A 21,589-nucleotide genomic window follows, 5' to 3' on the forward strand; every position below is an offset into this window, starting at 1 on the left:
CTTACACGCTTGTTGTTGGGCTTAACTTGGTTTTGCTTTAGTCATTCTTGTTATACCATCACAACATTATTTGCCAACATTGAGGCGTTATGCTCACGATATCTCAATTACAGTTTACTTGGCCTAAGTCGAGCACTGTGGTGCTAACCATACCTAAGCTACATATCGCCCGAGGTGAACACGTGTTTTTACATGGCCCAAGCGGCAGCGGTAAATCGACTTTGCTTGGACTTATCGCAGGCACCTTGGATTGCCAGCAGGGAGAAATTGAAATTGCAGGTACAAACGCGAGCGCACTAAGCCGTGGCCAACGAGATAAGTTTAGAGCTGACCATATCGGTACTATTTTTCAAAATTTTAATTTGTTGCCCTATCTGTCGCCCATTGAAAACGTTACTCTTGGCTGCGAATTTTCCAAAAAGCGCAGACAAAATATCTCCTCGCAGAATAAATCGCTTGAGCAAGAAGCTAAGCTTCTACTCACTGAGCTTGGCATAGACGAGCACACTCAGCACCGCAGTGTCGCTGAGTTAAGTATTGGCCAACAGCAGCGTGTCGCCGCCGCTCGCGCATTTATTGGCAGGCCCGAAATCATTATTGCCGATGAGCCAACCTCAGCCCTTGATGCCGACAGCCGTGATGGATTTATTAAATTACTCTTTAACCAAGCTGCGGTTTACAGTGCATCTATTCTCTTTGTCAGTCACGATAAAAGCTTAGCGCCGTTATTTGATAGGCAAATAAGCTTGCCTGATTTACAACAAGGAGCACCGCTATGCTAATCAAACTGGCGTGGAAAAGTACGCTAAACCGAAAAGCCAGCGTCGCCCTAACGCTAGTGACCATTGCAATTAGTGTCATGCTACTGCTGTCGGTTGAGCGTGTACGCCAAGACGCAAAATCCAGCTTTGCGAACACGATTTCTGGTACTGACCTGATTGTCGGCGCACGTACTGGTGATATTCAGCTTTTGCTTTCAAGCGTATTTAGAATTGGTCACGCCAATAATGCCGTACAATGGCAAAGTTACGAGTACATCAAGGCACAGCGCGGTGTTGCATGGAGCATTCCCATTAGTTTAGGCGATAGCCACAAAGGCTTTGCAGTACTGGGGACGGATGCAAGTTACTTTACACATTATCAATACGCTAAAAAGCAACATCTTACCTTTGCCGCTGGTCGACCATTTCACAATGGCCAAGAAGTGGTACTTGGGGCTATGGTCGCAAAAAAGTTGGGTTATCAACTGGGACAAAAAATCGTCATTTCTCATGGCATGGGCAATACCAGTTTCCATCATCATGATGACAATCCACTGGTTATTTCTGGCATTTTGGCAGCAACGGGAACGCCAGTAGATAAAACGCTACACGTGCCGTTAAGTGCCATCGAGAGCATGCATAGCACCGGCCACAGCAAACCATCTCGAATGATTTCAAAAAAGCAAGACGCGACGCACCTTGAGCATGAGCATGAGCATGAGCATGAGCATGAGCATGAGCATGAGCATGAGCATGAGCATGAGCATGAGCATGAGCATGAGCATGAGCATGACAGTAAAAACAATAGTGCTCTACTTCACAACCTCGACTCCAAGCCAGGGGATTTAATCGGTTCAACAAAGCAAATCACTGCATTTTTACTGGGTTTTGACTCGCCACTTTATACCTTACAAGTGCGCAGAAACATCAATCAGTATAAAGGTGAGCCTTTGCTGGCGATTATGCCGGGGGTGACATTAAGGGAACTGTGGGAAATGCTAGATATAGTCGAAAAAATCTTGCTGCTCATTACACTCGCCGTGGTGCTGATAAGCTTACTAGGCATGTTGACCTCATTGCTCGCAACATTGAATCAAAGACGCCGAGAACTCGCTATCCTGCGCTCCGTTGGTGCGAGGCCTTGGCATATTTTTACGCTTCTCATCAGTGAAGCAATTTTTATCACCGTGTTAGGATGTGCTTTCGGTGTAGCGCTTTTTTATGCCTTGCTCATTGCTGCCCAATCCAGCCTACAAAGTCAATTTGGCGTAGTCCTAAGTATCTCAGCGCTCTCAACCTATGAACTCACGCTACTAAGCGTTATTATAGGTGCAGGTACTTTGATCGGCGCCATTCCTGCCGCCCGTGCTTATTTTTACTCGCTTGCCGATGGCATGCAAATTAAAACCTAAGAGGATCAAGATGCAGTTAACCGCACGAACGCACGTTTTTTACTTCATTGCATTCATCACTGCGATGGTATTCAGTGGTATTGCAAACGCGGCACCACCTAAAGAAATATTTTGGGAAGATTTAATTCCAAAAGGGCATGTTCAGATTAGCAATCAAGACGCAGCAAGCCATGATGGCGCCGAACAAAATTGGGTGCAACCTGACTTAGATGCCCCAGTCGTCAAAGAGTTAGACGGTCAACTGGTGAGTTTACCTGGCTTTGTTGTGCCACTTGAAGGTGACAGTGAAATGATCACCGAATTCTTGTTGGTTCCCTACTTTGGCGCTTGTATTCATGTACCGCCTCCGCCGCCGAACCAAATCGTTCATGTCAAAATCAAAGGTGGTGTTCCGATTGAGAGCCTGTATGATGCAATCACAGTCAGTGGCACGATTAAGGTCTCCACTTGGAAAGGCGATATAGCGCAAACGGGTTATATGATGGAAGCCAAAGGCGTCGCGCCATTTGAGCTCTAAAAAACACACGAATCATTTAAAAAGAGTGCCAATACTTAATCGAGCTTGATTGGCACTCTTACCACTGCAAAACATACAATTTTATATCTTCATTTACCCTACTCAGAGGTAGGTACACTGGCGTACACCAGTTCGATGAGATTATTCATAGTTCGCGACTTTTGCATATACGCCTTTTCCATATACGCCAGCTCCTGAAGCTCAAATAAAGTGCTCTCAACAAGAGAAAACCACTTAGTGGTCGTCTCAGGTATCTCAACCTCTCCACGATTCGCTTTTTTAAGTGCTTCATAGAGTATATTTAAGTCGTTATATTGACGCAGATAATCCATATCCCCCTCAGTCAGTTGTTACCCCTGATTTCATTTCACACTAAAGTAACAAAAGCCTCGCAAAAAAATCTTGTCGAACCCATTTTTCTATTAAAATGATGAAAATAAAGTGAAAAGTATAAGTGTATTTTTAAGCGCCACTTTCAAATCTTACTAATTAAATTTCCTCTTGCAGAAACATTTTTATTGATTACAATTACAAATTAACAAAGATTACACATAAAAATAACTTGGGTGGCACTGAGCAGACTCCCCATGCAAGAAAGGACTAAATTGGTGGGCAATCCCTATTTTAAATATAACGGTGACGACCTCAGAAGAATGCGCCTTGCTGCCCAAAAAACCACGCAGCAAATGGCCGATCTTGTGGGTATTAGCCGCCAAACCTACGAAAACTATGAAAATGGTGTAAGCCGTATACCTTGGGATCACTTTCAAGTTTGGTGTAGGTACTGTGATATTGACCTTTCTCCCATCATTAAACAGTTTCAAGCGCTACGGAGCTTGATTAGTGATACACAATTAAGACGTAAAAGCCCAACCCCTCCTGATGCAAAGAAAGTGAAAGAGTAAGTAGTCATGTTATCAGCTGATTTGAGCTGCAAAAGGATAAAAATAATGAAATTTTTAATGCAAAAAAGACTTCATAAGGTAATAAAAATCAAAAAGTTACCAATATACAGTGTAAAGTCCATTAAAGGTGGCAGCCTAGGCGTGGTTAAACATGACCCTCGAACTTTCTCTATAGCTTCCCATGGTGGAACTGTAATAGATCCAAAACTAGGTATATAAATTACTTTAACTTTACAAAATATTCTCAATAGGTGAGTTTCAGAGTACAGTATTAATGACTTTAACCACTGCAAAAACCTATAAGGAATAGAATATGATATATGTAAATCAGAAAGGTATGACAAAGACAATGAAAGTAAGAGCACTATCAAAGGCTGAAAATAAACGAGTTTGTGGCGGCAGTCTAGGTGTCATCAAGGATGATCCTAGGGGCTCATCAGTGTCTTCCTCTGATATTAATTTTCTACCTTCAGGATCAAGGAAAGTTAAATGATTAAAACTTGGCACTTTGCCTTGTTAGCAGTAGTAACATGGTTTCTTATTTCACATATTCAAATTAGCTTTGAAGAATATGCATATGTTTATATCATTGTTACTACCTTAGTATTTTCATTCTTTTTCAAAGCACAAGAGAATATCAAGCATATCTCCATGGGCTTGGTGTTAGTTATTTCTTTTGAGTTCTTCTCATATTCGTTGATCACCGAAAGGTTTTTCCCAGAAAGACCTGCTTATTTTGTAAACTCTTTGATATTTTTACTGCACTTTTTCACCGATCTAATGCTATTTTACTACTTTAAAAATAGAACTAGACTATCCATGATCTTTATAAACAAATTCTTGCCCGAGAAGCGAGAGTTCATTTATATGACTCATGCAGATATTCTGTTGGTTGGAATTTATTTCCTTTTCATGATCGTAGATATTAGCGCATTCATTGAAAACTTAATTCGCAATATGGACTATATATTTGGTATTGCAGAGGAAACTGCTAAGCCATTTTGGAGTTGGAATTGGATATATCAAAGTTATCCGTATGCTAAAGCAATTTTGCTTGCAGCGGTTGTTACTGTACTCCTAGCAACAGTTTACGTTGAACGTTTTCGTCCTGCACCAATTAAAGAAAGTGAAGAAGACTTAACGCTTAAAAAATCCGAGCCACAGCATAGGTCATAGTGATCTGTGCTGCTTTTACCCTAAATCAATTGAAGGAATAAACGATGGATTTAAAACTGAACAAAAAGCAACTGAAGTCATTAGCAGGTAGTCAGCTAATTTTGGATAATAACAAGACCCGTGAAATTGGCGGTGGTTGCTCCTACTATTGTAGTCGCGACTTAAACTGTGACACCGATGGCCCAACGATGGTTTGCCCATCAAAGGCGTTAGCGTGTGTTCCTGAGCCAAATACATTACATTGTGATTGCCCAACCAATATGTGCTAGTCACTCATCTGTCGCGATGCTATGTCGCGACAACAACCCTATTATTCTCCATTCAACTTATACCAATTGTATTAAGCATAGACCTCTGCTTGATACTGCTGAAAACGCATAAAGGCCTGACGAGCGCCGGTGATCAATGCATCTTCTTGTGCACAGGTTAACTCAACCGTATCGATAAATTGAATTAAGTGACGCCACGCACTGCCGCGCCCGGCACCTGGGCCTGCTAAGTAACGCGCCCCATACTCACCTGTGACGGGCAAACGCGCCTGCACTTGACGCCCAAGCATCGCGGCCCCGACCTTAGAGCCTTCAACGACATAAAGCGCTCCCAAAGCAGTGGCAAACTCAGTTGAAGTTGTGATAGAAGGCGACAAAGACGGCACAGGTAATGTGTGCTGTAAGTCAGCAAAGTCCTGCTCCAACAACCCAAGTCGTCGACGCGATTTGAGATCGTCAATATGCATTGAGAGTTCACGGTGCTCATATAATGCAGCGACATCTTTAAGAAACACATATTGAAGAGTCAAAAACTGAAGATAGCTTTCAATACTGGCAAATGGGTCTTTTGCCATAATGCTGTTATCAATACGATCGTGAAGATCAGCGGTACCTGCTTTTAATTTCAATGCACGGCTAGTAAGTGCGCTGGCTGCTGTCATGGGAATTCCTGTAAAATTGTAAAGCGAGGGGAAAATGAATGGACTGTGTTGGCTTTATGAAAAGCCGCTCCAGCGATTGACACTGGAGCGAAGAAATATATCTAACAATTAGTTAACCTGAGGTTAGTTAGTTGAAGGCAACTCCATAATGCCATCAATCTCAACTTGCGCGCCTTTTGGTAGTTCTTTTACACCAATTGCAGCACGAGCTGGGTATGGCTTTCTAAAATACTGAGCCATGATCTCGTTTACCGTTGCAAAGTTACTCAGATCAGTGAGGAAGATATTAACCTTAACCATATCTTGCAACTCGCCACCCGCCTCTTCACATACTGCGATAAGGTTTTTGAACACTTGGTGCGTTTGCTCTGCAAAATCTTCAGAAATAAATTCCATTGTCTCTGGTACCAATGGAATTTGGCCAGATAAATAGACCGCAGTACCAACTTTTACCGCTTGGTTGTAAGTGCCAATTGCTGCTGGCGCTTTATCTGTTGAAATAATTGCTTTGTTCATTAATGTTCCTTTATTTTTTACGATACACGCGTTGTACATCTGGCATCACTCGAATTCGGCGCATAATATCAGCGACATGAATTCGGTTTTTCACGGTAATACCTAGATCAATCACGTATAAATTACTTTCTTTTTCGTCCGTTGCGATTTCGACAATGTTAGCTTGGGTCGTCGCAACCACATTGGTTAATTTAGCCAACGCACCTTGGTGGTTAATAATTTCCACACGCAGCGCCGCTATATATTCTTTCTCTGGGTTGTCTTCCCACTTCACGACGAAGTACTTCGAACGCTCGTTGCGCCAACCCTTAATATTTTTACATTCTTGGCGGTGAACCATTAGGCCTTTGCCTTGGCTCATATATGCTGTGATAGCGTCACCCGGCACCGGACGACAACATTTAGCATAGGTTACCAACATGCCTTCCGTTCCGATTATCGCGGCTTTTGCACGTTTAGCAATATCTTCTACCGCATTATCATCTTGCAGTAAACGCTTCGCTATCAATACGCTCATGATATTGCCACAGCCAATCTCAACCAGCAGCTCCAACAAGGTATTGAGGTTATGCTCTTCAAGTACGTTGTCGATTTGCTCTTGGGCAATATCGTCTAGCTTATACTCACCCAGTGCCGAGTCGAGCAGACGACGGCCTAGTTGGATCGCTTCTTCTTCTTGTTGGCTCTTAAGGTAATTGCGGATCCCAAGACGTGCTTTACCTGTTACCACAAAGTTCAGCCAAGTCGCATTAGGGTGTGCACCTGAGCTGGTAATAACTTCGATCGTTTGACCGGTATCCAGTGCTTTACTCAGCGGATAAGGTTTACGGTTTACACGAGCACCTACACAAGTATTACCCACATCGGTATGCACGGCATAGGCAAAGTCTACCGCCGTTGCGCCCATCGGTAACTCGACAATGCGGCCATCTGGCGTAAAGACGTAAATCTCTTCTGGGAATAATTCGGTTTTAACGTTTTCAACAAATTCAAAAGACGAGCCTGCACTTTGCTGTAGTTCAAGCAAGCTCTGCATCCACTGACGAGCACGCTGCTGCGCGGTGTGACCGGCATTATCACCTGACTTTTTATACATCCAGTGCGCTGCTACCCCTTTATCCGCCATATGATCCATATCATGAGTGCGAATTTGGATTTCTACCGGAATGCCATGCGGGCCAACCAGTGACGTATGCAGCGACTGGTAACCGTTAGTTTTCGGCACAGCAATATAGTCTTTAAAGCGAGTTTCGATTGGCTTATATAAATTATGCGCAACGCCTAGCACACGATAGCAAGTATCCAGATTGTCGACATTGATCCTAAAGGCGTAAATGTCCATCACCTCGTTAAACATCAACTCTTTATTCAGCATCTTGCGATAAATGCTATATAAGTGCTTTTCACGGCCTTTTACAGAGCCTTCAATACCTGCTTCTTCCAATCTAGATTCAATTTCAGACTGAATATTGCTGATCACCTCTTTACGATTACCACGCGCTTTTGCGACTTCAGAACGTAGTGCACGATAGCGCATCGGGTATAACGCCTGAAACCCGAGATCTTCTAACTCATTTTTAATGTCATGAATACCAAGGCGGTTTGCGATTGGTGCATAAATCTCTAGTGTTTCGCGGGCAATTCTACGGCGCTTGTCAGGACGCAAAGCACCAAGCGTTCGCATATTGTGCGTTCTGTCTGCAAGTTTAATAAGGATGACACGAATATCCTGCGTCATCGCCATGATCATCTTGCGATAGTTTTCGGCTTGGAACTCTTTTTTATCTTTGAAGCTTAGCTTGTCAAGCTTTGACACCCCTTCCACCAGCTCAGCGACCGTATCGCCAAAGATCTCCGCTAAGTCGTCTTGGCTAAAGTCAGTATCTTCAATAACATCGTGCATAAGCGCAGCCATGAGGGTTTCATGATCAAGCCTCATGCTCGCAAGGATCTGGGTTACTTCTACTGGGTGAGTGATATAAGGCTCACCGCTAGAGCGCGTCTGTCCCTCGTGTGCCTCACGGGCCACGACATAGGCTTTTTGCACCAAATCGACGTCTTCTGGTGACAAATATTCTGAGATTTTCTTTTTGAGGCCTTCAAACAGATACATTCACACTCCAATGTTTCAGAGAAGCTATACTCGGCGAGTATAAAATAGGTTACAAGCTAGTTACTTAAGAATATACGATGAAACACCAGCCTTGCCAATGAACAATTTATGCCACTTGTTAGGAAGTTAAAGGCGTTACAGCTCGTGTAATTTGCTGGTTATTATACCAATTGTATTAAGACAGATTGGTATAAAACAATAATGCCAGCAAAAAAGCTGGCATTATTGAATCTAGACTGTGGTTGGATTAGCGATTGCCACCAACGATTGCAGCTACTGCCGCAAGCTCTGCAGCTTCTTGGTGTTGCTGCTCTTCACGGTCGATAATATCAAGCGAGTCAGTGGTTACAAAACCTTGCTCAATTTCACGTAGCGCGATTACGGTTGGCTTGTCGTTTTCAGCATCAACCATAGGATCTTTACCGCCTACAGAAATTTGGCGAGCGCGACGCGCTGCTACTAAAATCAAGTCAAAGCGGTTACCAATTTTATCTACTGCATCTTCTACAGTTACGCGAGCCATCGAAGCACTCCAAATTCAGTTCATTATGCAAAAGGCTAGTTTACTGTATGTCTAGCCTTTCGCCAAGTATTGATGGTTAAAAAGTAATTATTTTAGCAAGTCAGTAATAAGTGCTTGATGACGGATAGACTGTGCTTTTTGCTCAAGTCTTGCGGCAATAACAATATGCTCAAGCTCACCACATGTTTGCTCAAAGTCGTCATTGACAAGAATATAGTCAAACTCGTCGTAGTGTGAGCTTTCCGATTTCGCTTCAGCCATGCGCCCTGCGATGACTTCCTGAGAGTCTTGACCGCGACTATTTAAACGCTTTTCTAGCTCCGCAGTTGAAGGAGGTAAAATAAAGATGGTCTTTACTTCAGGGATCAACTCACGCACCTGACGCGCGCCTTGCCAGTCGATATCTAAAAACACATCAATGCCCGCGGCGAGCTGATCTTCAATTGCTTGCTTCGAAGTGCCATAGTAATTTTCAAATACCTGCGCCCATTCAAAGAAGTCGCCTTTATCGATCAACTGCTTAAACTGATCAACGGAGACAAAATGGTAATGTACGCCGTTTTCTTCGCCAGGACGAGGTGCACGCGTAGTGTGAGACACCGACACGTTAATGTCGTCGTGCTTTTCCAGTAATGCTTTGATTAAACTTGATTTACCTGCTCCAGAAGGCGCAGAAAGGATAAACAGATTACCGCGTGTAGGTGATGTCATAGTCATTCTCAACAATAAGTACCGGCCGAGTGGTATTGGTTTACTCAAGTCTGCCGCAATGCTAAAAGCGGGCATTATACCGAGTAACGTATAAGAATACACTAAGGATTAGGATAAGGAAAAATCGAGGAATAGACCCAGCGTAGTGAGTAACCCAGAAACCTACCACCGCGCTAAATTTATTCCTCTAAAACAGAGTGTTATTTTGCCCCGTACAACGGCTCCGACCAAAACATTCTCCCTGTAGGAGCGAGTTCACCTCGTGGTCTCTTAACAGCTCGCCGCGTGAAGCGGCTCCGACCAAAACATTCCCCCAGTAGGAGCGAGTTCACCTCGTGATCTCTTAACAGCTCGCCGCGTGAAGCAGTTCCTACCGAGGCATTCACCCAGTAGGAACGAGTTCACCTCGCGATCTCTTAACAGCTCGCCGCGTACAACGGCTCCGACCAAAACATTCCCCTGTGGGAGCGAGTTCACCTCGTGATCTCTTAACAGCTCACCGCGTACAACGGCTCCGACCAAGACATTCTCCCCGTAGGAGCGAGTTCACCTCGTGATCTTTTAACAGCTCGCCGCGTGAAGCAGCCCCTACCGAGGCATTCACCCAGTAGGAACGAGTTCACCTTGTGATCTTTTAACCGCTCGCGCGTACAAAGGCTCCGACCAAAACATTCCCCTGTGGGAGCGAGTTCACCTCGCGATCTTTTAACAGCTCGCCGCGTACAACGGCTCCGACCAAAACATTCCCCTGTGGGAGCGAGTTCACCTCGTGATCTCTTAACAGCTCACCGCGTACAACGGCTCCGACCAAAACATTCCCCTGTGGGAGCGAGTTCACCTCGCGATCTTTTAACCGCTCGCCGCGTACAAAGGCTCCGACCAAAACATTCACCCTGTAGGAGCGAGTTCACCTCGCGATCTTTTAACCGCTCGCCGCGTACAATGGCTCCGACCAAAACATTCCCCTGTGGGAGCGAGTTCACCTCGTGATCTCTTAACAGCTCACCGCGTACAACGGCTCCGACCAAGACATTCCCCTGTGGGAGCGAGTTCACCTCGCGATCTTTTAACCGCTCGCGCGTACAAAGGCTCCGACCAAAACATTCACCCTGTAGGAGCGAGTTCACCTCGCGATCTTTTAACCGCTCGCCGCGTAAAGCATCTCCTACCGAGGCATTCACCCTGTAGGAGCGAGTTCACCTCGCGATCTGTTTAAAGCAAATCAGCTACGCTACTGCGTACTTCCTCAGGCCATACCCCCACTTGTACCTGACCAATGTGCTGTTTTTGTAACAGCAACATCACTAAACGCGATTGGCCAATACCACCCCCTATGGTTTGTGGTAACTCACCCGCTACTAACTGTTGGTGCCAATCTAAACTCAAGCGTGCTTCGTCATCGGTTAATTTAAGCTGCCTTGCAAGCGAATCAGGACAAACACGAATGCCCATTGACGAAATTTCAAATGCGTCTTCTAGCACTGGGTTCCACACCAAAATATCACCGTTAAGCCCTTGGTATTTGTCGCACGTTGGCGTTGACCAATCGTCATAATCCGGCGCGCGAACGTCATGAATTTTACCGTCACCAAGCTCACCACCAATACCAATTAAAAATACCGCGCCATATTCTTGGGCAATCGCTTTTTCACGTTGCTTGGCAGTAAAATCTGGGTACATAGTGCGTAATTCTTCACTGTGTACAAAAGTAATTTTTTCAGGGAGAAATGCCGCAATACCAAACTCTTCTTCAACCATTTTTTCCGTCGCTTTAATTGAGCGATAAAGAGTTTCTACCGTTTCTTTTAGTTTTGCCAGCGAACGTTCGCTATTTTCGCAAATCACCTTTTCCCAGTCCCACTGATCCACATAGACAGAATGGATTGGCGATAGCTTATCTTCGTCAGGACGTAGTGCTTTCATGTGCGTGTAGAGGCCTTCACCTTTAGCAAAACCATAATCGCCTAGTGTTTTGCGCTTCCACTTAGCAAGTGAATGCACTACCTCAAACTGTGCGTCCGGTAGCGTTTTCACTTTTACCTGTACCGCCTGCTCGTGGCCACTTAGGTTGTCTTGAATACCGTCGCCCAAACGCGCCAAAATAGGCGCTTGTACTTCAACTAAACCCAATTGCTCGGTTAGCTGTGCTGAAAATACTTGTTTTACTCGTGCTATCTGTTTTTGTGTCTCTTGATACTTGCTCAACATGTTTAGGTCCTCATTCCCGAATTTGTCGTTTTGTTGAGTCTATATTTAAAGAAATAGACACAAACATCAATAACCCTCAACAAAAACACCTTTACACAATTATTTTCATCAAAAATATGCTATAAATTTTATATAAACGATAATTGTTAATGGGTATTTACATGGAAAATTATGAGATCGACAATCTGGATAGATCCATCCTTCACGCTTTAAAAGAAAATGCACGAACGCCCTACGCGGAATTAGCAAAAAGATTTGCTGTTAGCGCCGGTACCATCCATGTTCGGGTCGAAAAAATGAAGCAAGCGGGGATCATTGAAGGGACTCAAGTGAGCATTAATGCCAAACGACTTGGTTATGATGTCTGCTGTTTTATCGGAATAAACTTAAAACACGCTGGCGACTACCCGGGAGCCATTGCACGTTTAAAGGAATTTGAAGAAGTTGTTGAAGCCTACTACACCACGGGCAATTACAGCATTTTTATCAAAGTGATGGCGCGCTCTATCGACCACCTTCAGGATGTGCTTATTAATAAAGTGCAGACCATTGAGTCTATCCAGTCAACCGAAACACTAATCTCACTGCAAAACCCAATTCAGCGCACCGTTATGCCCTAGCTTCTTTTTTGTTATAATCGCGGGAATTTTTTGATTAGAGTAGTAAGTAGATGGCTGAGAATAGATTCCATCGTGTAAAAAGCGTATTAGATAGACGCCAAACCGACCTCACAGTGTGCCTAGATGAAGTGCATAAGCATCATAATCTGTCAGCGATTGTGCGTACCGCAGATGCGGTTGGCTGTCACCACGTACACGCAGTATGGCCACAAGATCAAAGACGGTTAACAAACAATACCTCTGGCGGCAGCAAAAACTGGGTTGAAACCCATATGCATGAGCATATCGACCACGCTGTTGCGACAATTCGTGAACAAAACCCAGGTGTACAATTATTAGCAACCAATCTTAGCGATAGCGCCGTTGATTTTCGTGAAATTGATTACACTAAACCTACCGCAATTATTGTTGGTCAAGAGCGTCTAGGGATCTCAGAGCGCGCACTTGAGCATGCGGATCAGCACATCGTGATCCCAATGCAAGGTATGGTGCAATCACTCAACGTGTCTGTTGCTGCAGCGCTTATTTTATACGAAGCGCAGCGCCAAAGAGATGCAGCTGGACTGTACAAACGTACAGATATGATGGATCCTGTGATAAAACATAAGTTATTATTTGAAGGATGTCATCCAATCATTGCAACCCGCTGTCGCGAAAAAGGGCTACCTTACCCTGCACTTGATGAGCACGGTGAAATTGTTGCAGACGACGCTTTTTGGGACATTCTTAAGTTTACGCAGAAAAAATAAATAACGCGGATCGCGCTAGAGGATTAGCATGTCGACACCAAATTTGGCCACTTATCCAATCACCGAATTAAAAGGCGTAGGCCCAAAAGCGGCCGAGCGTTTGGCCAAACTTGGCATTCAATCGGTGCAAGACATGTTATTTCACCTTCCGCTGCGCTACGAAGACCGTGCGCGTACCTATCCAATCTGCGAGCTGCAAGCGCATAGCCATGTCAGTATTGAAGCCGAGATTGAACGCAGCGAAATCACGCAAGGCAAACGCCGCATGTTGGTGTGTTATGTTAGTGATGGAACGGGGCGGATCGCGCTGCGCTTTTTCAACTTTAATGCAGCACAAAAAAATGCCATGCAAGCGGGCAAAGTGATCCGCTGTTTTGGTGAGGTTCGCCGTGGTCACTATGGCTTTGAAATGGCGCATCCAGAATACAGCATCAAAGAGACCCGCTCTGCACCGAGCGATCCGAGTCTTGCGACGCTTACGCCAGTTTATCCTACCACCGAAGGATTAAAGCAACTGAGCATTCGGGCAATTGCCGATCAAGCCGTTGAGTTACTGCGCAAATATGATGTACCAGACTATTTACCAGCGCAATATCGGCCATCGCAGCAAAGCGTAAAAGAGGCGCTGTTATTACTCCACCGTCCACCACAGGAAGTGGATTTAGCGCAATTAGAGCTAGGGCAACATCCCGCGCAAGCACGTTTGGCGTTTGAAGAGTTATTGGCGCAAAACCTCAGCTTGCTTAAGCTTAGGCAAAAAGGCCAAGCGGTAAAAGCGGTTGCACTACCGCCCACCAACCCACTTGAAGCCCAGTTTTTGTCAGCTTTGCCATTTGCCCCCACCAATGCCCAAAGTCGAGTAGTGGCAGAGATCAAAGGCGATTTACAACATCCCTACCCCATGATGCGATTGGTGCAAGGGGATGTTGGCTCAGGAAAAACGCTTGTGGCAGCGCTTAGCGCGTTAACGGCTATCGCGCAGGGTTACCAAGTAGCACTGATGGCACCCACTGAGATCCTATCCGAGCAACACGGCATCAACTTCCTTAATTGGTTTGAACCTATGGGCATAGAAACCGTATGGCTGGGTGGTAAAACCAAAGGTAAGGAACGCACTCATGCGCTTGAGCGTATTGCTTCAGGGCAAGCACAGATGGTGGTCGGCACCCATGCGCTATTCCAAGAGCAAGTACAGTTTTCTAACCTTGCGCTTATCATTATCGACGAACAACATCGTTTTGGTGTGCATCAGCGCCTAGCGCTGAGAGAAAAGGGAAAGTTTGGCGATTGCTATCCGCATCAGCTGGTGATGACTGCAACCCCAATCCCGAGAACCTTGGCAATGACGGCCTATGCAGATCTTGAAACCTCAATTATCGACGAGCTACCACCGGGCAGAACACCAATCACAACTGTCGCCGTGCCAGACACCAGACGCAATGAAGTGATCAAAAAAGTACAAAAGGCCTGTGTTGAAGATAAGCGTCAAGTTTACTGGGTATGTACGCTGATAGATGAGTCGGAGGCGTTACAATGCCAGGCCGCAGAAGACACCGCCAAAGCACTTGCCGAAGCCTTGCCAGAACTTAATATTGCGCTGGTACATGGTCGCATGAAAGCACAAGAAAAGCAGACCATCATGGACGAATTTAAACAAGGTCATACCCATGTGCTGGTTGCCACAACCGTGATTGAAGTGGGCGTGGATGTACCCAACGCTAGCCTTATCATCATTGAAAACCCTGAGCGCTTGGGTCTGGCACAACTTCACCAATTGCGGGGCCGTGTTGGTCGCGGGCAAATCGCATCACATTGTTTACTGCTTTACCATGCACCACTGTCGGTCACTGCGCAAAAGCGTTTGGGGGTTCTTCGAGAAAGTAACGACGGCTTTGTCATCGCTGAGCGCGACCTTGAGATCCGCGGCCCCGGTGAAGTACTTGGTACAAAACAAACGGGTTTGGCAGAGCTAAAAATTGCCGATCTTAGCCGTGATAAACATTTATTACCCCAAGTGAGAAGCCTAGCGTTTACCGTACTTAAAAATCACAATGATATTGTTGACCCTATCATCTGGCGCTGGATGGGTGATAAGAGCGAGCTGGCAATGGCGTAAGCCTTAAACGTCAAATGGTATAAAGATCGCGAGGTGAACTCGCTCCCACAAAATGGGTCTGCTTCCACAGGGTGAATACCCTGGTAGGAGCCGCTTCACGCGGCGAGCGGTTAAAAGATCGCGAGGTGAACTCGCTCCCACAAAATGGGTTTGCTCCTACAGGGTGAATCCCCTGGTAGGAGCCGCTTCACGCGGCGAGCGGTTAAGAGATCGCGAGGTGAACTCGCTCCCACAAAATGGGTTTGCTCCTACAGGGTGAATCCCCTGGTAGGAGCCGCTTCATGCGGCGAGCGGTTAAGAGATCGCGAGGTGAACTCGCTCCCACAAAATAAGCCTGCTTCCACAAGCCAACAACTCTCTCATACAAAATAACCCATCGTGCTACGCTTGCTTCTTTCCTCAAAGCTTGGCTACCATCTCGCTACATCAACTAAAAAGACTCAAAAATGAATCGTTTACTACGTGCTGCATGCATCTCCTTTGCCGTTTGTGTGGCGTCAACCGCCTCTGCAAAAGCGGTTTACCCAGATGTACCAGAGCAGATTAATCCATCCGCCAAATACGTTTTTTACTCTCATGGCTATATCGTTGAAGGTGATAATGAAACACCTATTCATAAGCGCTGGGGTAAATATGACTTTCCAGCCATCAAACAAGCATTAAGAGACGATGCCTATACGCTAATTGCTGAGCACCGACCTAAAGGCGTCGCACCAGAAGCGTATACAAAAACCCTGGTTAGCAAGGTCCGCAATTTACTGGATGCGGGCGTCGGTGCCAGCAACATTACGCTCGTGGGGTTTTCTCGTGGTGGTGCATTAACGATAATGGCAAGTGATGCATTAAAAAATGATGCCATTCACTACGTGGTACTAGCGGGCTGCGCTGGGCTTATCAAAAGTAAAACCGAGATCCAGCTCTATGGCAAGGTATTGTCCGTTTACGAAACCTCAGATCAAGTGGGTTCTTGCGACTTTGTGAAAGCACGCTCTGCAAACCTCAAAAGCTTTACAGAGTTTTCTATTTCAACCGGAAAAGAACACGGTGCTTTTTATCTTCCGAGAGACGAGTGGTTAAAGCCCGTTAAAAGCTGGATTTTAAATCACTAAACAATTAGCGTGGCGTTCTTTCAGAGGAACGCCGTACAGCGCCTTCATTCCACCTCCCCTTGATATCTTTAGATCCCATTTTAAAGCAAACCATACCCTGTTTACTTATTGCACTTTTAAAAATGCTCTCTATAATTGAATCTTATTCGAATATCATTCGAATAAGATTCAAACTCTAAGGAAAAACGATGGCACCGGCACCTAAATATGATAAAGAAACCCAGCAACGTATGATTTTAAACGCTGCGGAACAATGCATTAATGAGTCTTCAGTCACTGACTTTACAATGGCAAAAGTCTCTTTGCTTGCAGGATTGTCTATGGGCTCAATCTATAAATTTGTGCAGACTAAAGAAGACTTAGTAATGGCGCTGGCCTATGAGTCTTTTACCCATACATCCAATGTTTTTAAGCAAGTGTTGTCGTTACCACTTAGCACGCCAGAACGCATGCTCGCGGTGTGTCTTATTTCGCCACAAAAGCTAAAACGCTTCTCTTTTGATTATGAATTACAGTCCTACTCTACCAATGAGGCGGTAATAAAAAGGGCTTCTGAGTTTTGGACCAATAAAATTATCGAATCCTGTGGTGGCTGTGAAAACGTGTTTAAACAAGCGCTAATTGATGGCATTGAAGCGGGTGAGTTGCAAGCCGCACCCAATCTCCATGAGATGATAGAAGAGATCATTATTACGGGCTGGGCGCTCACTGTCGGTTATGAACAAGTACAACGCCTACAACAAACCAAGCAAATTGTTGAAGGTACTGCGTCGTTGCTCGCACCACTTGAGCTTAATGATCCTGTTATTCGCAGTACTGTGCGGCTGTTAAACAGTTATCCATGGCAACAGCCTATCACCCAAGACTCTCTGGTACGCATAGAGAAAGAATTGCAAGCGCTCGAGCTTCGTTAACTTAAGGAAATCACAATGAACATCAAACGTTGGCTTATGGCCGTTTTCATCATTCTCATCGTTATTATCAGCCTTGGTTTTGTGAAGTTTACACAAATCCAAGCAGCGATTGCCTTTGGGGAATCTTTTCCGGAACCTTCGGCTTCGGTCAAAAGCACATATGTATCAACCACTGAGCATACAAAATCGGTTAAGGTTGTAGGTCAGCTCCATGCCAAGCGCACCGTCACCATTAGTAACGAGTATCCAGGCCTAATCACTTACGTTGGCTTTAAGCCTGGCGCGCAAGTCAAAGCGAATCAAGTATTATTGCGCCTAGATAGCAGTATCGATGAAGCTAACTTGCAGGCTGCTAAAGCGCGGGTAAAACTTGCCAAATCAACCTATCAACGCGTTGCTAAGCTACTTGAACAAAAACGTATTAGCCCAGACGAAGTAGACAAAGCCGAAGCCGAGGTGGCAATTAATCAGGCAGACGTAAAACGACTAACCACGTTAATTGAGAAAAAAACCATTCGTGCACCTTACCCAGGCCAAACGGGGTTAGAACAATATCAAGTTGGCCAATTACTTGATGCCAATAGCGAAATCACTTTCTTGGTTGGGTTAGACGACAGCATTTGGGTGGATTTCAAAATTCCACAAACCTTACCACAACCTAATATAGGCGAAGACGTTAGCGTGGCAATTTCTAATGCCAACGGCCAAGTACCTGCTCGCGTATCAGCCAAAATGCCAATGGTCGATATCGCATCGCGCCAACAAAGTTATCGAGCTGAGCTACAAAACGGCGATGGCACACTCAGCCACAATCAAATGGTGTTAGTCAACGTACCTACCGAGGTAGTAAGCGCCGCGGTAGTGCCAACCAATGCGATTACGCGCAATCACTTTGGCGAGTTTGTTTATGTACTTGAAAAGGACGACAGCCAAAATTGGCGAGCAAAACCGGTAAAAATCACATTAGGCGATAAGGTCAACGATAAGCAACTTGTTTTATCTGGCCTGCGCGGTGGTGAGTTTATTGCTGCTGAAGGCGCATTTAAGCTACAAGAAAACTTACTGGTTTATACCGATCAGGTTACCGCTGTTGATGGCAATAACGGAGGCCAGTAATGAGCGCATTACACGAAAACAAGCCGTCTATCATGGATATTTTTGTTAACCGGCCGGTACTGGCGATCGTGGTGTCATTGCTTATTGTGCTAGCGGGTTTTAATGCCGCCCGAGATATATCGGTGCAGCAATATCCAAAAATAGAAAGTGCCTCACTGGTGATCAATACTGTCTATACGGGCGCTGCGGCGGACGTTGTTAAAGGCTATGTTACCGAACCCATCGAGCGAGTGGCCTCTACTGTCCCGGGTGTCGACTATGTAGACTCGATAACTACCTCGGGACTTAGCAAAGTCACCGCTTGGCTTGAGCTTAATCACAGTACCACCGACGCCTTGGCTGAGCTAACTACCCGATTAAACCAGATTAAGTTTGAGTTACCCAGCGGAGCGGAAGATCCAGCCATTCAAATCGTGCGTGCCGACAGCCCATATGCGGTATTCTATCTCGATGTGGAATCTCAGGGTCTGCCACGTAATAACGTGAGTGATTATTTGATCCGTAATGTTGTCCCTTCTATGTCTGATATTCCTGGTGTGCAAAAAGTGACACTGGAAGGTGGCCGCGATCCCGCTATGCGAATTTGGCTTGATACCGAAAAACTCGCTATCTATGGCGTAAGTGCTAGCGATGTATTTGCCGCGCTACAAGCAAACAACACCATTGCCACCTTAGGTTACAGTGAAAATAACAGGCAACGCATCGACCTGATGGCCAATACTTCGTTAAAAACGGTAGCCGATTTTAACAACCTAGTGGTAAAAGAAATCGATGGCACGCAACTTAAGCTTGGTAACATCGCCACGGTAGAACTCGGTGAGGCCGAAGGCATGGTAACCGCACGTCTTGATGACCACGATACGGTATTCTTAGCGGTGTGGGCATTACCTGGCGCCAATGAAATCGATATTGGTGATGCGCTGTATAAAAAGATTGATGAGATAAATACCATCTTACCCGATGGCATGCATCTAAGAATTGGCTACGATGGCACGCTTTATATGCGTGATTCCATAAAAGAAATCTTCACCACGCTTGGGGAAACCGTCCTACTCGTGGGCATTGTTGTACTCGCGATGATGGGCTCGTTTAGAACCGCCATGGTGCCGCTGGTTACCATTCCTATCTCGATTTTAGGCGCAATCGCGGTGATCTCAGCAATGGGCTTTTCACTCAACTTACTGACCATTTTGGCTATCGTGCTTTCTGTTGGTTTGGTAGTAGATGATGCAATCGTGGTGGTTGAAAACGTTGCGCGTCATATGCGCGAAGGCAAACCCAGATTACAAGCCGCGCTTATCAGTTCACGTCAATTACTCGTCCCAATAATTGCCATGACGCTGACTCTTGCTGCGGTCTACGCGCCAATCGGATTTTTAACAGGGTTAACAGGGTTCTTATTCAGAGAGTTCGCGTTCACCCTAGCCATTGCGGTATTAATTTCTGGACTGATTGCTATTACCTTATCGCCTATCATGAGTGCTTACGTTAACCCCGAAGGCGGTAAAGAAGGTAAATTAACGCAAAAGGTCAATGGCTATTTTGACCGATTACAAGCGTTCTACTTTCGTGCGCTCGATACCTTGTTTAAATGGCGTCCACAGGTCTTTTTTGTCGCTATCGTATTCTCTTTATTGTCGGTGCCGTTTTACCTGTTATCACAAAAAGAGCTTGCCCCTATCGAAGATCAAAGCAGTATCCAAGTCGTAGTGGAAGCACCACCTGAGTCTTCTCAAGCTTACACTTCAGCGAAAATGAATGACACAGCCGAGGTCATGAACGCCACTGAAGGCGCTGAGTTTACTTGGCAGATTATTACGGCGGCAGCAGGTTTTGGTGGTGTAGAGCTTGCACCATTTGATGAGCGAGAAAACTCAGTACACGACTTACTGTACGATCTATACGGCCGATTGGGCAGCGTGACTGGGCTAAGTTTATTTCCTATTCTACCGGCATCGCTTCCTACCGCTGGGCAGTTTGACGTCGAAGTGGTATTCCGTGCCAGTGACGATCCAACCGCGATGAAGCAGTACGCTGATGAGATTATTCAACGGGCAACCGCCAGTGGCAGCTTTATGTTCGTCAATACCGACCTAAAAATCGACTTGCCGCAAGCCGAGCTTGAAATCGACCGAGAGCTAGTTGCTGACTTAGGCCTCAGCTTATCGTCGGTAAACGAGCAACTTAGTATTTATATGTCGAATAATTTTGCCAACTACTTCAACAAAGAAGGTAAAGCCTACCGCGTCATTCCAATTGTGGGCAATGACGAAAGATACAATCCTGAGAACATTCTCAATATGCAAGTAAGAACCGATGCTGGCGATCTTATTCCGATTTCAGCATTTGCTACCTTGCGCACCTTTACAAGCCCTAGAGTGCTTGGCTCATTCAATCAGCAAAACTCGTTTAGAATATTGGCAGGCACACTACCGCACATTACCAAAGAGCAAGCGCTCACACAGGTAGAAGAAATTGCGGCAGACGTCTTACCGAGCCATTACTCCATTGACTACGCAGGTGAATCAAGACAGCTAAGAAAAGAAGGTAACACCATGGTTGGCGTACTCCTGTTTGCCATGATAGTGGTATTTTTCTTACTGACTATCCAGTTCAACAGCTTTAGAGATCCGCTCGTAGTACTACTCGGCTGCGCACCGCTGGCACTCGCAGGTGCATTGATGCTACCGTTTTTATCACTCACGACAGTCAACATCTACAGCCAAATCGGCCTAATCACGCTCATCGGTTTAATAGCCAAAAATGGCATTTTGATTGTTGAATTTGCGAACCATTTACAGCTTGAAGGTAAATCGAAATTTGAGGCGGTAAAAGGGGCTGCGGCCACACGTCTAAGACCCATCCTAATGACTACAGGTGCAACCGTGCTTGGTCACTTCCCGTTGGTATTGGTAACCGGCGCAGGCGCAGAAGCGCGCAATAGCATAGGTATTATCTTAGTCGCAGGCATGCTCATCGGTACTTTCTTCACTTTGATTGTCTTACCGCTACTTTATGAAAAGCTAGCCAGCGATCACCGTGGCGAAGCCGAAACCATTGAAACCGACCCAGAAGCGCAGTTGGTAGGCAAAGTCAGTATGACGTGATAACTGGCTAACAACCAAAAGGACACTAAGTGCCATACTTAGTGTCCTTTTAATTGGTTCAGATCAGGATTTAGGGCTACTTTGT

General features: G+C 45.5%; 20 protein-coding genes. 13 read left to right on the forward strand and 7 right to left on the reverse strand.

Annotated elements, in window-relative coordinates:
* Nucleotides 1-89: 89 nt before the first annotated feature.
* The 3 genes from B1L02_RS16480 (at nucleotide 90) to B1L02_RS16490 (ending at nucleotide 2,690) form a co-directional block, all read left to right on the forward strand.
* Nucleotides 90-782, forward strand: coding sequence for an ABC transporter ATP-binding protein (locus B1L02_RS16480; RefSeq protein WP_088531892.1), 693 nt, complete (start codon nucleotides 90-92; stop codon nucleotides 780-782).
* A complete protein-coding gene (locus tag B1L02_RS16485) occupies nucleotides 776-2,173 on the forward strand; it encodes an ABC transporter permease (protein ID WP_088531893.1) in 1,398 nt (465 codons plus the stop codon). Before B1L02_RS16480 ends, B1L02_RS16485 begins: the two co-directional genes overlap by 7 nt.
* A gap of 64 nt (nucleotides 2,174-2,237) precedes the next feature.
* A complete protein-coding gene (locus B1L02_RS16490; protein WP_410477308.1) occupies nucleotides 2,238-2,690 on the forward strand; it encodes a DUF3299 domain-containing protein in 453 nt (150 codons plus the stop codon).
* 98 nt (nucleotides 2,691-2,788) lie between these two features.
* Here B1L02_RS16490 and B1L02_RS16495 read toward each other — a convergent pair whose 3' ends face one another.
* A complete protein-coding gene (locus B1L02_RS16495; RefSeq protein WP_088531895.1) occupies nucleotides 2,789-3,022 on the reverse strand; it encodes a hypothetical protein in 234 nt (77 codons plus the stop codon).
* Nucleotides 3,023-3,277: 255 nt separating this feature from the next.
* Between B1L02_RS16495 and B1L02_RS16500 the strand changes: the two genes are divergently transcribed.
* The 3 genes from B1L02_RS16500 (at nucleotide 3,278) to B1L02_RS16515 (ending at nucleotide 5,040) form a co-directional block, all read left to right on the forward strand.
* On the forward strand, nucleotides 3,278-3,595 hold the full coding sequence (locus B1L02_RS16500; protein ID WP_088531896.1) for a helix-turn-helix domain-containing protein: 318 nt from the start codon (nucleotides 3,278-3,280) through the stop codon (nucleotides 3,593-3,595).
* A gap of 489 nt (nucleotides 3,596-4,084) precedes the next feature.
* Nucleotides 4,085-4,771: a hypothetical protein gene (locus tag B1L02_RS16510; RefSeq protein ID WP_088531897.1), complete on the forward strand. Its 687-nt coding sequence runs from the start codon at nucleotides 4,085-4,087 to the stop codon at nucleotides 4,769-4,771.
* A 44-nt stretch (nucleotides 4,772-4,815) separates the two neighbouring features.
* Nucleotides 4,816-5,040: a hypothetical protein gene (locus tag B1L02_RS16515; protein ID WP_088531898.1), complete on the forward strand. Its 225-nt coding sequence runs from the start codon at nucleotides 4,816-4,818 to the stop codon at nucleotides 5,038-5,040.
* Nucleotides 5,041-5,111: 71 nt separating this feature from the next.
* Here the strand turns inward: B1L02_RS16515 and B1L02_RS16520 are convergent, their stop codons facing one another.
* The 6 genes from B1L02_RS16520 to asnA all read right to left on the reverse strand — a co-directional run bounded on the left by B1L02_RS16520 (nucleotide 5,112) and on the right by asnA (nucleotide 11,773).
* Nucleotides 5,112-5,702, reverse strand: a complete 591-nt coding sequence (locus tag B1L02_RS16520) for a biliverdin-producing heme oxygenase (protein WP_088531899.1) — start codon at nucleotides 5,700-5,702, stop codon at nucleotides 5,112-5,114.
* Between the two features lie 123 nt (nucleotides 5,703-5,825).
* Nucleotides 5,826-6,218: a RidA family protein gene (locus tag B1L02_RS16525; RefSeq protein WP_010374286.1), complete on the reverse strand. Its 393-nt coding sequence runs from the start codon at nucleotides 6,216-6,218 to the stop codon at nucleotides 5,826-5,828.
* A 10-nt stretch (nucleotides 6,219-6,228) separates the two neighbouring features.
* A complete protein-coding gene (gene spoT, locus B1L02_RS16530; protein ID WP_088531900.1) occupies nucleotides 6,229-8,331 on the reverse strand; it encodes a bifunctional GTP diphosphokinase/guanosine-3',5'-bis pyrophosphate 3'-pyrophosphohydrolase in 2,103 nt (700 codons plus the stop codon).
* A gap of 247 nt (nucleotides 8,332-8,578) precedes the next feature.
* The gene (rpoZ, locus tag B1L02_RS16535) at nucleotides 8,579-8,854 is read right to left on the reverse strand and encodes a DNA-directed RNA polymerase subunit omega (protein WP_010374289.1); all 276 of its coding nucleotides are present in this window, start codon (nucleotides 8,852-8,854) and stop codon (nucleotides 8,579-8,581) included.
* An 87-nt stretch (nucleotides 8,855-8,941) separates the two neighbouring features.
* Nucleotides 8,942-9,565 (reverse strand): guanylate kinase, encoded by a 624-nt coding sequence (gene gmk, locus B1L02_RS16540; protein WP_088531901.1) that lies wholly within the window; start codon nucleotides 9,563-9,565, stop codon nucleotides 8,942-8,944.
* A 1,212-nt stretch (nucleotides 9,566-10,777) separates the two neighbouring features.
* The gene (asnA, locus tag B1L02_RS16550) at nucleotides 10,778-11,773 is read right to left on the reverse strand and encodes an aspartate--ammonia ligase (RefSeq protein ID WP_088531903.1); all 996 of its coding nucleotides are present in this window, start codon (nucleotides 11,771-11,773) and stop codon (nucleotides 10,778-10,780) included.
* Between the two features lie 161 nt (nucleotides 11,774-11,934).
* Between asnA and asnC the strand changes: the two genes are divergently transcribed.
* From asnC to B1L02_RS16585, 7 genes are all read left to right on the forward strand, one after another.
* Entirely contained in the window at nucleotides 11,935-12,393 is a 459-nt protein-coding gene (gene asnC / locus B1L02_RS16555) for a transcriptional regulator AsnC (protein ID WP_010374296.1), read from the forward strand.
* Between the two features lie 50 nt (nucleotides 12,394-12,443).
* Nucleotides 12,444-13,142 (forward strand): tRNA (guanosine(18)-2'-O)-methyltransferase TrmH, encoded by a 699-nt coding sequence (gene trmH / locus B1L02_RS16560; RefSeq protein ID WP_088531904.1) that lies wholly within the window; start codon nucleotides 12,444-12,446, stop codon nucleotides 13,140-13,142.
* Nucleotides 13,143-13,170: 28 nt separating this feature from the next.
* Entirely contained in the window at nucleotides 13,171-15,258 is a 2,088-nt protein-coding gene (gene recG, locus B1L02_RS16565) for an ATP-dependent DNA helicase RecG (protein ID WP_088531905.1), read from the forward strand.
* Nucleotides 15,259-15,704: 446 nt separating this feature from the next.
* Nucleotides 15,705-16,367, forward strand: coding sequence for an alpha/beta hydrolase (locus B1L02_RS16570; RefSeq protein ID WP_088531906.1), 663 nt, complete (start codon nucleotides 15,705-15,707; stop codon nucleotides 16,365-16,367).
* A gap of 188 nt (nucleotides 16,368-16,555) precedes the next feature.
* A complete protein-coding gene (locus B1L02_RS16575; protein WP_088531907.1) occupies nucleotides 16,556-17,281 on the forward strand; it encodes a TetR/AcrR family transcriptional regulator in 726 nt (241 codons plus the stop codon).
* A 15-nt stretch (nucleotides 17,282-17,296) separates the two neighbouring features.
* Entirely contained in the window at nucleotides 17,297-18,397 is a 1,101-nt protein-coding gene (locus B1L02_RS16580) for an efflux RND transporter periplasmic adaptor subunit (RefSeq protein WP_088531908.1), read from the forward strand.
* On the forward strand, nucleotides 18,397-21,504 hold the full coding sequence (locus tag B1L02_RS16585) for an efflux RND transporter permease subunit (protein ID WP_088531909.1): 3,108 nt from the start codon (nucleotides 18,397-18,399) through the stop codon (nucleotides 21,502-21,504). The genes B1L02_RS16580 and B1L02_RS16585 overlap by 1 nt, the downstream gene beginning before the upstream one ends.
* The last annotated feature ends 85 nt before the right edge of the window (nucleotides 21,505-21,589 follow it).

Source organism: Pseudoalteromonas piscicida (assembly GCF_002208135.1).
GTDB classification, from domain to species: Bacteria; Pseudomonadota; Gammaproteobacteria; order Enterobacterales; family Alteromonadaceae; genus Pseudoalteromonas; species Pseudoalteromonas piscicida_A.